Source organism: Mesorhizobium sp. M1312 (assembly GCF_040318115.1).
GTDB lineage: Bacteria > Pseudomonadota > Alphaproteobacteria > Rhizobiales > Rhizobiaceae > Mesorhizobium.
Genome location: NZ_JAMYLQ010000022.1, coordinates 72,221 through 83,852, shown reverse-complemented (window position 1 = coordinate 83,852; position 11,632 = coordinate 72,221). Strand labels below are relative to the sequence as shown.

13 protein-coding genes and 1 pseudogene are annotated in these 11,632 nt (G+C 63.4%); 7 read left to right on the top strand and 7 right to left on the bottom strand.

The window, feature by feature from the left end; all coding sequences use genetic code 11:
• Window positions 1-92: 92 nt before the first annotated feature.
• Genes NKH36_RS23165 through NKH36_RS23155 form a run of 3 tightly spaced genes read left to right on the top strand, consistent with a single transcriptional unit; the run spans window position 93 to window position 2,909 of the window.
• On the top strand, window positions 93-1,304 hold the full coding sequence (locus NKH36_RS23165; protein WP_352963365.1) for an acyl-CoA dehydrogenase family protein: 1,212 nt from the start codon (window positions 93-95) through the stop codon (window positions 1,302-1,304).
• Between the two features lie 26 nt (window positions 1,305-1,330).
• Window positions 1,331-2,362, top strand: a complete 1,032-nt coding sequence (locus NKH36_RS23160) for a phosphotransferase family protein (RefSeq protein WP_352963362.1) — start codon at window positions 1,331-1,333, stop codon at window positions 2,360-2,362.
• Complete coding sequence (locus NKH36_RS23155) at window positions 2,316-2,909, top strand: GntR family transcriptional regulator (RefSeq protein WP_352963359.1); 594 nt, start codon at window positions 2,316-2,318, stop codon at window positions 2,907-2,909. The genes NKH36_RS23160 and NKH36_RS23155 overlap by 47 nt, the downstream gene beginning before the upstream one ends.
• 42 nt (window positions 2,910-2,951) lie before the next feature.
• Here NKH36_RS23155 and NKH36_RS23150 read toward each other — a convergent pair whose 3' ends face one another.
• Window positions 2,952-3,257, bottom strand: a complete 306-nt coding sequence (locus NKH36_RS23150) for a hypothetical protein (protein WP_502912094.1) — start codon at window positions 3,255-3,257, stop codon at window positions 2,952-2,954.
• 7 nt (window positions 3,258-3,264) lie between these two features.
• Window positions 3,265-4,035 carry a DUF899 domain-containing protein gene (locus NKH36_RS23145; RefSeq protein ID WP_352963357.1) on the bottom strand — a complete coding sequence of 257 codons (771 nt, stop codon included), beginning with the start codon at window positions 4,033-4,035 and terminating at the stop codon, window positions 3,265-3,267.
• Between the two features lie 133 nt (window positions 4,036-4,168).
• On the opposite strand from NKH36_RS23145, the gene NKH36_RS23140 reads away from it, so the two are divergent.
• The 4 genes and pseudogenes from NKH36_RS23140 (at window position 4,169) to NKH36_RS23125 (ending at window position 7,526) form a co-directional block, all read left to right on the top strand.
• A complete protein-coding gene (locus tag NKH36_RS23140; protein ID WP_352963355.1) occupies window positions 4,169-5,389 on the top strand; it encodes a helix-turn-helix domain-containing protein in 1,221 nt (406 codons plus the stop codon).
• 40 nt (window positions 5,390-5,429) lie between these two features.
• Window positions 5,430-6,068 (top strand): annotated as a pseudogene (locus NKH36_RS23135) (Vgb family protein); the annotation flags it as partial.
• Between the two features lie 80 nt (window positions 6,069-6,148).
• Entirely contained in the window at window positions 6,149-7,243 is a 1,095-nt protein-coding gene (locus NKH36_RS23130) for an LLM class flavin-dependent oxidoreductase (RefSeq protein ID WP_352963431.1), read from the top strand.
• 82 nt (window positions 7,244-7,325) lie between these two features.
• The gene (locus tag NKH36_RS23125) at window positions 7,326-7,526 is read left to right on the top strand and encodes a hypothetical protein (RefSeq protein WP_352963352.1); all 201 of its coding nucleotides are present in this window, start codon (window positions 7,326-7,328) and stop codon (window positions 7,524-7,526) included.
• A 21-nt stretch (window positions 7,527-7,547) separates the two neighbouring features.
• Here NKH36_RS23125 and NKH36_RS23120 read toward each other — a convergent pair whose 3' ends face one another.
• From NKH36_RS23120 to NKH36_RS23100, 5 genes are read right to left on the bottom strand one after another with little or no spacing between them, the layout of a single operon-like run.
• Entirely contained in the window at window positions 7,548-8,006 is a 459-nt protein-coding gene (locus NKH36_RS23120) for a MaoC/PaaZ C-terminal domain-containing protein (RefSeq protein ID WP_352963350.1), read from the bottom strand.
• Window position 8,007: 1 nt separating this feature from the next.
• The gene (locus NKH36_RS23115) at window positions 8,008-9,084 is read right to left on the bottom strand and encodes a Gfo/Idh/MocA family protein (RefSeq protein ID WP_352963347.1); all 1,077 of its coding nucleotides are present in this window, start codon (window positions 9,082-9,084) and stop codon (window positions 8,008-8,010) included.
• On the bottom strand, window positions 9,077-9,406 hold the full coding sequence (locus NKH36_RS23110; protein ID WP_352963345.1) for an L-rhamnose mutarotase: 330 nt from the start codon (window positions 9,404-9,406) through the stop codon (window positions 9,077-9,079). Before NKH36_RS23110 ends, NKH36_RS23115 begins: the two co-directional genes overlap by 8 nt.
• Window positions 9,407-9,416: 10 nt before the next feature.
• Window positions 9,417-10,529: a mandelate racemase/muconate lactonizing enzyme family protein gene (locus NKH36_RS23105; RefSeq protein WP_352963342.1), complete on the bottom strand. Its 1,113-nt coding sequence runs from the start codon at window positions 10,527-10,529 to the stop codon at window positions 9,417-9,419.
• A 4-nt stretch (window positions 10,530-10,533) separates the two neighbouring features.
• Window positions 10,534-11,631 carry an ABC transporter ATP-binding protein gene (locus tag NKH36_RS23100; protein ID WP_352963339.1) on the bottom strand — a complete coding sequence of 366 codons (1,098 nt, stop codon included), beginning with the start codon at window positions 11,629-11,631 and terminating at the stop codon, window positions 10,534-10,536.
• Between the last annotated feature and the right edge of the window lies 1 nt (window position 11,632).

Below are 11,632 nucleotides of genomic sequence, written 5' to 3'. Positions count from 1 at the left end.
GCTGCAAAAGGGGATAGACGCGAATAAGGAAAACGAGCGCTCGCTCGATTTCTAGACGATGGCGGCCACCTCGCTTCGCTGAGAGTTTGTCCATGAATTTCGACATTCCCGCCCGCACCGAAGATTACCGCGTCCGCATTGCCGACTTCGTCGAGCGTGAGATCCTGCCGCTCGAAGCCGACAAGATGTCCTATGACGCGCATGGAAATATCGCCTTGCCGCTGCTGGAGACGCTTCGCGCCAAGGCGCGGGTGGCGGGCCTGTGGTGCCTGCAGCTCAAGCCCGAAACCGGCGGCGCCGGTCTCGGCAAGATGGACATAGCGGTCTGTTATGAGGAGATGAACCGGTCGATTTTCGGACCCGTGGTGTTCAATTCGGCAGCGCCCGACGATGGCAACATGATGGTTCTGGAGGCGCTCGGCACGCCAGCGCAGCAGCAAAAATGGCTGAAGCCGATTGTCGAGGGCAAGGTACGCTCGGCATTTGCCATGACCGAACCGCACCCCGGCGGCGGTTCAGACCCTTCGATGATCATGACGCGTGCTGAGCGGCGCGGCGACAAATATGTCGTGACCGGCCGCAAATGGTTCATCACCGGCGCGGAGGAGGCCAGCCATTTCATTCTGATCGCGCGAACCTCGGACGACCCGCGCCATGGTCTGTCGGCCCTGATGTTCCACAAGGACCAGCCGGGCTGGCGCATCATGCGCCGTATCGAGATCATGGGCCCGGAGGAGCATGGCGGGCATTGCGAGCTGGAATTCGATGGGCTCGAAATTCCTGTCGAAGACATGCTGGCCGGCGAGGGTAGGGGCATGAAGGTGACGCAGGTGCGGCTCGGCCCGGCGCGGCTAACCCACTGCATGCGCTGGCTCGGATTGTCCAAGCGCTGCGTCGAGATCGCGCGCGCCTACGCTGCCGATCGCCATGGTTTTGGCCAGCGCCTCGCCGACCGCGAAAGCGTCCAGCTGAAGCTCGGCGACCTCGCCATGCGCATCGAGATCGGCCGCCTGCTGGTGATGAAGGCTGCGTGGGAACTGGACCGCGGCGGCTTTGCCCGCAAGGACGTGTCGATGGCCAAGGTCCAGGTCGCCAATGTGCTGCATGATGCGGCAGATGTCGCGATCCAGATCAATGGCGCGCGGGGCTATTCCAAGGACACGGTGCTCGAATGGATCTACCGCTATGCTCGCCAGGCAAGATTGGTCGATGGTGCCGATGAGGTCCACAAGATGGTGCTGAACCGTTTCCTCAACGAGGAAGAGATGGGCTTCTGGCGCTGGACTGTCGAAGGCGAGGCATAAGCGCGGTGGCGTCTCCGGAGGAAAAAATGCCGTTGAATGCGGATTTCGATCCTGCGGCATTGAAGGGCTTTCTCGCGAACCGCTTCGGCGATGCCGCAATGACGCTCCAACGGATCGGCGGCGGGCAGTCCAACCCCACCTACTTCGTTGACTATGGTGCGCATCGCATGGTGCTGCGCAAGAAGCCGGCCGGGCCGATCCTGCGCGGGGCGCATGCCGTCGACCGCGAGTTCCGCGTACTTGAAGCGCTCGTGCCGACCGATGTCCCGGTGCCCCGGCCGGTGCTCTATCACGACGGTATCGAGCCGATCGGCACGCCATTCTACCTGATGGAGCGGCTGAATGGCCGCGTCTTCCACGACTGTTCGCTGCCCGGCCTATCGCCAGCGGAGCGACGCGGCATCTATTTCGGGATGGCCGAAGCGATGGCCAGATTGCATGCTGTCCGTCCCGACGACGTCGGTCTCGGCGACTACGGCCGGGCCGGCAACTATTTCGAGCGCCAGATTGACCGCTGGACCAAGCAGCTCAGGGAATCGCCGAGTGACAGAATTCCCGCACTCGAAGCGGTCGCAGACTGGTTGCCCCAGCACCTGCCCGCGGATGATGGACGCGTGTCGATCGCCCATGGCGACTTCCGCCTCGGAAATCTGCTGTTCCATCCCGACAAGCCGGAGGTGATCGGCATTCTCGATTGGGAGCTGTCGACGATCGGCCATCCGCTCGCCGATCTCGGCTTTTGCTCGATGACCTGGCATTCGACCCCAGACGAATATGGCGGCATCCTCGGCCTCGATCATGCCGCCCTCGGCATCCCCAGCCAGCGCGAATTCCTCGACCATTATTTCGCGCATGCCGCACCCACTGCGCCCCTGGAACGCTTCCATCTGGTTTTTTCGCTGTTCCGTTTCGCGGTGATCTTCGTCGGCATCGCCGACCGGGCGCGGGCAGGCAGCGCGGCGTCGGCCGATGCCGCCAGCAAGTCGCCGCTCGCCGGTCGCTTTGCCGCACGTGCTCAAGAGATCATCCAAGGGGCAAGACCGTGGAGCGCCGCCTGAGACGAACGCTCGCGCCCTGGTCCTTTCCCTATCCGCGGCGTCAGCAGTCCAGTCCGAATCCGTCCATGGTGTAGGCAAGATCGTCACCGACGTCGACATCGAGGAATTGCAGCAGGTCTATCATTTGCGCCTGGAACTGGCGCTCCTCGTCGGCAAGCTTTCGCCGATCCCGCGCACGGCGGACGACCTCGACCGGATAAGGGCACTCATCGCGCGCTGCGATTCCGATGTGCTCAATCCCGACCAGCGCGCTTTCCTGCGCCTCAACATGGATTTTTTCTACGAGCTCACCGCGATGACCGGCAACCAGCCGCTGCGCGAGATCAGCGAGCGCCTGTATTTTCAGGTCGCGCGCGTCGTCCTGAAGATGATGCCGCAGTTGGGCCTTGTGGAGGAGTTCACTGCGTTCCGCCGCGAAATGGAAGAGGTGCTTGCCGCCGCCGAGATCGGCGACTGGGAGTCCATCGGGCACATAAGGCGAGCTCATATCTCGATGAGTTTTCGCCGCATGATGCGTCATGCAGGCGAGGCCAATATCGCCACGTAGGGGCTGCGCGAGGTCGCGCCGTTTGATCCGGCGAACGCCGGATCACGACCGGCGGACAGCGCTTCGTCGGCTGGCGACCAGCTTCAGCCAAGGCGCCGAATGGAAGGCGCTCATCAGCAAGTACATCACGACCATTCCACTCAGCGGCGACGCATCTTGCGCGGCCGAGCAGATCATGCCCGCATCACCGGTAACGGCCGTCAGCAGCGCCATCATTGCGAACGTTGGCGCGGCCGCCAGCGATAGCCAGTCGGCCGCGCCGCGGGCGGCGACATTATCGGTTGGGAAACCGGCAGATCCGCTGCCTTCGGGCGGCATCTTCTGGCTGTGATCGGAGTGGAGTGTCATCACGATGTCATCCTTGGCCGTACTCGTCGTGGCGGCGCCACCAGACGCCCGCCTCGTTACGCCCTCGGGGTGCGCGGTCGAGCCACTGATACATGCCCCAGAGGCCGTCCAGTCCGCGCGCATAGGTGGAATAGGCGTGGTAGACGAGGTCGTCCTCGAGCACGAATGCGCTCATGCCTGGCCTCTCGCGCGTGTACGTGGCCATGTCTGTTCCGCTCATTGCAGCGAACGTCTCGGAGCCGTCGGCAGTCGTACGCGAGGGTATTTTGGCGAGAGGCGCCTCGCGTACATAGTTGTATTCGATGCCTTGCTCGCGCTGCTGCTCCTCGGTAAACGAAACGTCGAAGTCGAAATTGAAGTCGCTGCCGTGTGCGGAGGCCCAGGGGAACGTCCATCCCATCCGCCGCTTGTACGCCTGCAGCTTCGCCAGCGGTGCCCGCGATACCGCCGAAAGCGTGAGGTCGTGGTTGGCCAGGTGGACGACGAAGCCGTCGAACCCGTCCGCGATCGCCGAGCAGGCCGGACACCCCGCCGTGTAATCGGGCCCGAACATGAAGTGGTAGACGAGGAGCTGCGAGCGCCCTTGGAAGAGGTCTGCCAGTGAGGCGCTGCCTTCATCGGTCTCGAATCGGTAATCCTTGTCGATCCGAACCCAAGGCAATTCCTGCCGCCGCCGCGCCACCTCATCGCTTTGTCGCGTGAGTTCCTTCTCCGCCTTGAGCAGATCAAGCCGCGCTGCCAGCCACTCCTCACGTGTTCCGGTTCTGTGTGTCGGCATCGTTCGTCTCCTTCCTCGTTGTTCGCACCGTTTTCGATACGGCGCGTTTCGATACAGCGCGCTGGCTGTTGGTCCTGAGATAGATTAGGACCGGACATCGAATGGTGAGAGTTACAAGTGTGACGGGATTCCGATGGACTCGCTGATCACCGCTGCGGCGCGCGCCCTCGCAACGGGTGATCCCCTCGGCGCATTGAAGCGGGTCGCCCTGCGTGACGATGCGCCTGCGCTTGCGCTGCGCGGCATCGCGATGGCGCAGCTCGGCGATCTCGTTCGAGCAAAGGCTCTCCTCAAACGTGCTGCGCGCGCCTTCGGTCCGAAAGAGGCCGTGGCCCGCGCGAGGTGCGTCGTCGCCGAAGCCGAGATCGCACTCGTCTCGCGCGACCTGGGCTGGCCGGCGAAGGCACTCGACGCCGCGCGGTCGACGCTTGAAAAGCACGGCGACCACGTCAATGCCGCGCATGCGCGCAATCTCGAGGCTCGGCGCCTGCTCCTGATCGGACGCCTCGATGAGGCCGAGAGCAGGCTCACCGGGTTCGACCCGACAACGCTCCCACCCGCGTCGAAGGCCGCCCACGAGTTGGTGATTGCGGGGCTCGCGATTCGCCGCCTCCGGACCAAGGCGGCGCGCGTTGCGCTCGCGCGGGCCGAGCACGCCGCACGCCAGGCGGACATTCCAGCCCTGACGGCCGAGGTTGAAGGTGCATCCCTCGTGATGAACACGCCCGCGGCGCGCCTGATCGCGCGTGGTGAGGAACGCCCGCTCCTGCTCGAGGAGGTCGAAGCGCTGCTGGCGTCGGGGGCGCTCGTCGTCGACGCCTGCCGCAATGTCGTGCGTGACGCCGGCATGATCGTCTCGCTCGCGACGCGCCCGGTCTTGTTCGCGCTTGCGCGCACGCTGGGCGAAGCCTGGCCCGCAGACGTGCCGAGGAGCACGCTCGTCGCCCGCGCCTTCGGCGGCAAGCACGCTGATGAATCGCATCGCGCCCGTTTGCGGGTCGAAGTCGGCCGGCTTCGCGTAGAGCTGCGGTCACTGGCGGATGTGAGCGCGACCAAGCGAGGCTTTGCGCTTAAGCCGCGCCGCCCACGCGATGTCGTGGTGCTGGCGCCGCCCGTCGACGAGCAGCATGCAGCGGTGCTCGCCTTCCTCGCCGACGGCGAGTCGTGGTCGAGCTCGGCGCTCGCAATTGCGCTCGGAGCCAGCTCGCGCACCGTGCAGCGATCGCTCGAGCAGCTTGCGGCAGCAGGCAAGGTGCAGTCGTTCGGTCGCGGGCGAGCGCGTCGTTGGATGACCCCACCCGTACCGGGATTCCCGACAATCTTGTTACTCCCCGGTTCATTGTCGGGTTATTAGTGTCGGGACAATTCAACAGATCTGAGCCTGGAGGAGAAGCATGAAGCGATCTGCAGCCGAAGTCCTCCGCGAATATGGACCCTTTGCGAGTGTCGGCCAGGTGGCCGGGGTTACGTTCGACGGCCAGCACGTCTGGTTTGCCTCCGGAGACAGACTGAACGCCTTGGATCCTGCGAGCGGGAAGGTGGTGCGCGCGATCGATGTCGCCGCGCACGCGGGAACGGCCTTCGACGGTCAGCATCTATTCCAGATCGCGGAAGATCGCATCCAGAAGATCGATCCCAACACTGGCCGCGTGCTCGCCACTATTCCAGCGCCGGGTGGGGGCGGCGACTCCGGGCTAGCTTGGGCCGAAGGCTCACTTTGGGTGGGGCAGAATCGCGGTCGCAAAATCCATCAGATCGATCCCCAGACGGGAGAAATTCTTCGCACCATCGATTCCAACCGTATCGTCACAGGGGTCACCTGGATCGACGGCGAACTCTGGCACGGCACCTGGGAAGGTGACGAGAGCGACGTCAGGCGGATAGATCCTGAAACGGGAAAGGTCCTGGAGAAGCTCGATATGCCGCCGGGAACCGGCGTCTCGGGGCTCGAGTCCGATGGTGGCGATCAGTTCTTCTGCGGCGGTGGAAACAGCGGCAAGGTGAGAGCCATCCGGCGGCCCAGGCGAGGCTCCGAGGAGCGCTTCATGAAGCTGAGCCAACCCCAACAGCTCGACGATGAAGCTGCGAGCGTCCCGCGGCAGGGAAAATCATGATCAGAAAGCAGCATCCGCTGAAGGGGCCGAACAGGTTCAAGCTCGGCGTCTTCTCGATGAACGCCGATGGCGGCCTGGCAATGACCACCGTTCCCGAGCGCTGGCGCGCCCGCTGGGAAGACAACCTCAATTCTGCCGGCATCGCCGATCGCGCCGGCCTGGAGTTTCTGCTGCCGATCGCGCGCTGGCGCGGCTTCGGTGGTTTGACGCATGTGCGGGAGTGGTCGTTCGAGACTTTCACCTGGGCGGCGGGTCTCGCCGTCGCCACGCAGAACATCGGTCTGTTCATGACGGTGCATGTGCCGTTGGTTCATCCGCTGCAGGCCGCAAAAGCGCTGGCGACGGTCGACCACATCTCCAACGGGCGTGCCGGCTTGAACATTGTCTGCGGCTGGAACCCGGACGAGTTCGCCATGTTTGGGCAGACGGTCGGCGATCGGACCTACGATCAGGCCGAGGAATGGATCGATATCATCGAGCGTGCCTACCGATCCAGGGAGCCGTTCGACTTCGGCGGCGAGTTCTATGATCTGAAGGGGGTCGTCAGCCGCCCGCCGAGCCTGCAGGCGCCGCGCCCCGTGACCATGAACGCCGCCTTCGGCGCACCGGGGCGCAACTATGCGGCGCGCCACTGCGACTATCTGTTTTCTACTTTTTCCGAAATCGCCGATGGCCGCGCGCATGTGGTCGACATCACCAACCGGGCGGCTGAAGTCGGACGCGAAGTCGGCATCTATACGGTCTGCCACGTCGTCTGCCGGGAGACCCAGCAGGAAGCCGAGGACTATTACCGGCACTACGCGCTTGAATGCGCGGACGAGGGCGCGGTTGACGAACATATGCGCAAGAAGAAGGAATTCGCCAATTCGCATGACGCAAAAGCCTTCACCGAATATCGGCAAAGGTTCGCCGGCGGTGCTGGAACGTTTCCGCTCATCGGCACGCCGGAAAAGATCGTAGACGATCTCACTGAGATCATGGACCAGGGTTATTCCGGCGCCGCCCTCACATTCGTCAACTACACCTACGAATTGCCCTTCTTCTGTGACCGCGTGCTGCCGCTGATGCGCCAGGCCGGGCTTCGAGTAAATTGATGCCGGCAGCCGCCATTCCGACGGCATGGGTGCAGGGGCACGACGGAATCAATCCGCGCGCCTCAAGCAGGTGATGCGGGCCGTGGCGGGCTCGGTCGCCATCCTCGCGTCGGAGCATGACGAGATCGGCTTTTGGGGCATCACGGCGACGGCCGTCCTGGTCAGTCCGCACGCGGCGCACTACTCGACCCAGTCTTACGCCGAGGTTCGCAACAAGGTGTTTGCCGATGTCGCATCGGTCCTGCGCGGCGGCAAGCCGCTATATCCGGTCAACCGGGTGTGACTGCGCGCGGCCGCAAATAGCTCAGCCCCGCTTGGGCTTGTCGCGGCGCTCGACGATGTAGATGTGGTCGGCGACCAGAACCACATCGCCATGCTGGTTGATCACTTCGCAGCGCTCGATGACGCGACCCGACTCCGGCCGCTTCGGGTCGTCTTCCTTGGCGGAGATGGTGGTGCGGGTCTTGATCGTGTCGCCGATGAACACCGGCTTGATGAAGCGCAACCTGTCATAGCCATAGGAGAAGGCGACCGGGTTGATGACGCTTGCCGTCAACCCGACGCCGACCGAGAACACCAGCGTGCCATGCGCGATGCGCTGGCCGAACGGCGTCGTCTTCATGAATTCGGCGTCCATATGGTGGGGAAAAAAATCGCCGGTATGGCCGGCATGGACAACGAAGTCGGTCTCGGTGATGGTGCGCCCGCTGGTCATGCGCGACGAGCCGATCTGATAATCCTCGAAATAGATCGTCTGCTCCATGTCAGGGCCTTGCCGCGATCGGTGTTGCCGGCGCCGCGCTCGATCGGTAGGCGGCTTCGACCAGCGCCATGGTGTTCCAGCCGTCCTCGACGGAACTGACAAGCTCGGTGTCCTCGCCTGATGCATAGCGCTGGACGTTGGCCATGCGGCCGACAAAGGCGTCCGGAAACCATTCGCCGATGAGCGGCACCGTAATCCAGCCGGAGCCGCCCTTCGGATGGATTTCTAGGACGTCAGGCTCGCCGCGCGGATAATCGAGATTGAGCCCCAGTTTGAGGTAGGCGGCGCCCTCGGTGCCGCAGATGCGGAACTCGCAAGCCTGGTGTTTTCGGCCAAATTTATGATCGTGATTGATCGACAGCGCACAGCGCACTGTATCGCCATAGTCGAGGATCGCGCTGGTGCGCGTTTGCGCAACCTTGTGGCCGGGATGGCCGAGCGTCTTGGCGTGAACGCCTTTGGGATCGCCGAGCAATTGCCGGATCAGGTCGAGATAGTGGATCGAATGCATGGCGATTTCGACGCGCGGCGCCTTCAGCAGGAACTCCCAGAGTTGCCAGGGCGTCGCCAGCGCCAGCCAGGCGTCGAAATCGACCACCTCGCCCAGCCAGCCCTTGGAGATCGCATCCTTCAGCGCCAGCATCATCGGCGCGAAGCGGAGCTGGAAATTCACCGCGGCCTTCAGATCTTTGGAGCGGCAGATTTCAAGGATTTCGGTGGCCTCGGTAAGGTCGCCGCCCATCGGCTTCTGGATCAGCGCCACTGCACCGTCGGGCAACGCCCTGAGCACGCCGGCATGATGAGCCGGCGGCGTCGCCAAGTCGAAGACGACGTTCTTGATCGCTGCGGCTTCCTCGACCGACCGGTAAGCGGTGACACCCCATTTTGCCGCGAGCTTTTCCGCCTTGGCATGATCGGGATCGAAAAGCCCCGCGACCGGGAAGCCGGCTTTCCCATAGGCCGGGAAATGCGCATCGCCGACGATCGACCCCGCGCCGAAAATCACGATCGGCCTGGGCTTCGATGGCTGCGCCCAGGATTGGGATAGCGACGTGGGATCGAAAACGCTTTCAGTCATGATGGAAGACTTCGTCCATCGAGGCCCACCACTCGCCTTCCCCGCGGGTCGGCAGCGGCTCCTGGCAAGGCATGCACAGCGCCCACCATTCCTGCGTCTTGGGATCTGCGGCCATCTTCGCCATGTCGGCGGCATAGTCGGTGCCGTGGTACTCGAAGGTGCTGAACAAAAGGTGCTCCGGCTCCTTGAGATAGATCGAATAATTCCTGATGTTGCAGGCGGAAATCATGGCCAGCACGTCAGGCCAGACGGCAGCATGAAGCCGCACATATTCAGCGACTTTTTCCGGCTTGAGGCCGAGCACCATTCCCATACGCTGCATGTCCGGCTCCCTATTTCATTATTTCGGTCGTGAATTCCGCGATGCTCTTCGCTTTGACCGCGTCCCAGTCCCAGTCGATACCGATGCCGGGCTCGTCCGGCGCCAATGCGTGCCCGTTCTCGATGCGCATTTTCTTGCCGGTCAATTCGTCGAGCTGGGGAATATACTCGACATATCTGCCGTTCTGAATGGCGCAGGTCAGGCTGACATGCAGTTCCATCAGGAAATGCGGACAGACCGGGATGTCGAACGCCTCGGCCGCATGCGCGACCTTCAGCCACGGCGTGATACCGCCGATGCGGCCGACATCGACCTGCACGATCGAGCAGCCGCCTTTTTGCATATATTCGCGGAAATGCCGGATCGAATAGAGCGACTCGCCGATGGCGATCGGCGTCGACGTGGCATTCGACAGCCGCACATGGCCGTCAATGTCGTCTGCCGGCAGCGGTTCTTCGATCCAGGCGAGGTCGAGATCGCGCAGCCGCTCGGCCCGCCGGATCGCCTCGTCGACAGAAAAGCCCTGGTTGCAGTCGGTCATGATCTCGTAGGAGTCTCCAACCGCCTGGCGCACCGCCGTCAGCCGGGCGAGATCCTCGGAGCCGTGCGGCTTGCCGATCTTGATTTTCGAGCCACGAAAACCCTTGGCTTTGGCGGCCAGTGCGTCCTCGACCAGCGCCTCGGTCTCGATATGCAGCCAGCCGCCTTCGGTCGTGTAGAGCGGGCAGCGGTCCTTGGCGCCGCCGGCCAGCTTCCACAGCGGCAGGCCCTGCTTCTTCGCCCGCAGATCCCAAAGCGCCGTATCGATGGCCGCGAGCGCGATTGCCGTGATCGCGCCGATCGTCGTGGCATGGGTGGCAAATTCGAGCTCGTGCCAGATCGCCTCGATCCTGTCGGCGTCGCGGCCGATCAGCCGCGGTGCGAGGTGGTCGGCCAGCAGCCGCATCACCGAGGAGCCGCCGGTGCCGATCGTGTAGCTGTAGCCGGTGCCGACCGCGCCGTCGGCGTCGGTGATGGTGACGATCGGCGTTTCCTGGCTGACAAAACTTTGGATTGCATCGGTGCGCTTGACCTTCGGCACCAGGTCGACCATCCGCAGTTCGACTTTTTCGATCTTTGCCATGACGTCAACCTCGCAACGTCTTGCCGGTATCGGCAGAAAACAGATGGGCCTGAGACAGATCCAGGCTCATTTTCACCCGGTCGCCGGCCTTCAGCGGTTTCGGATTGAGCATACGCGATACCCAGTCGCTGCCGTTGAATTCGGCGAACACCAGCGTCTCATTGCCGAGCGGCTCGGTGACGGTCACCGGCAACTCCAGCTGGTGGACATCGGCGTCTTCACCGGAGCTGATGCCGTGTCCCGTCGGATAGATGTCGTCAGGCCTGAGGCCGAACACGACCTTATCGCCGGTTCCGACATTGGCCTTGAACTGGCTGGGCAGAGGCAGCCTCTCGCCGCTGGCGAACAGCAATTGTCCGTGGTCGATCACTGCCTCGTGCAGGTTCATTGGCGGCGAGCCGATAAAGCCTGCCACGAAGCGCGTCTGCGGCCGGCGGAAGACCTCGTCGGGCGTGCCGACCTGCTCGATGAAACCGTCGCGCATGATGACGATGCGGTCGGCGAGCGTCATCGCCTCGACCTGGTCATGGGTGACGTAGATCACCGTCGATTTGACCTTGGCATGCAGCTTCTTGATCTCGGTGCGCATCTGCGTCCGAAGCTTGGCGTCGAGATTGGAAAGCGGCTCGTCGAACAGGAAGACATCCGGATCGCGCACGATGGCGCGGCCCATGGCGACGCGCTGGCGCTGTCCGCCCGACAGTTGTGACGGCCGGCGATCGAGCAATTGGTCGAGACCGAGAATGCCCGATGCCTCGGCGACGCGGCGGTTCATCTCCTCTTTTGCGGCGCCAGCAATCTTCAGCGAGAAGCCGAGGTTTTCGCGCACGGTCATGTGCGGGTAGAGCGCATAGGACTGGAACACCATCGAGATGTTGCGCGAGCGCGGCGGCAGATCGTTGACCATGCGGCCGCCGATCTCGATGACCCCGTCGCTGATGTCCTCGAGGCCGGCGATCATGCGTAGGGTTGTCGACTTGCCGCAGCCGGACGGCCCGACCAGCGCGATGAACTCGCGGTCGGCGACCTCGAGGTCGATGCCGTGCACGATCGCCACCGGGCCGTAGCTTTTGGTGAGTTTCTTCAGGGATACGGTTGCCATG

Coding starts and splice junctions, on each gene's coding strand:
- NKH36_RS23165 (WP_352963365.1), top strand. CDS start 93: ATGAATTTCGACATTCCCGCCCGCACCGAAGATTACCGCGTCCGCATT.
- NKH36_RS23145 (WP_352963357.1), bottom strand. CDS start 4,035: ATGCCGACACACAGAACCGGAACACGTGAGGAGTGGCTGGCAGCGCGG.
- NKH36_RS23140 (WP_352963355.1), top strand. CDS start 4,169: ATGGACTCGCTGATCACCGCTGCGGCGCGCGCCCTCGCAACGGGTGAT.
- NKH36_RS23150 (WP_502912094.1), bottom strand. CDS start 3,257: ATGACACTCCACTCCGATCACAGCCAGAAGATGCCGCCCGAAGGCAGC.
- NKH36_RS23110 (WP_352963345.1), bottom strand. CDS start 9,406: ATGCAGCGTATGGGAATGGTGCTCGGCCTCAAGCCGGAAAAAGTCGCT.
- NKH36_RS23115 (WP_352963347.1), bottom strand. CDS start 9,084: ATGACTGAAAGCGTTTTCGATCCCACGTCGCTATCCCAATCCTGGGCG.
- NKH36_RS23100 (WP_352963339.1), bottom strand. CDS start 11,631: ATGGCAACCGTATCCCTGAAGAAACTCACCAAAAGCTACGGCCCGGTG.
- NKH36_RS23160 (WP_352963362.1), top strand. CDS start 1,331: ATGCCGTTGAATGCGGATTTCGATCCTGCGGCATTGAAGGGCTTTCTC.
- NKH36_RS23120 (WP_352963350.1), bottom strand. CDS start 8,006: ATGGAGCAGACGATCTATTTCGAGGATTATCAGATCGGCTCGTCGCGC.
- NKH36_RS23105 (WP_352963342.1), bottom strand. CDS start 10,529: ATGGCAAAGATCGAAAAAGTCGAACTGCGGATGGTCGACCTGGTGCCG.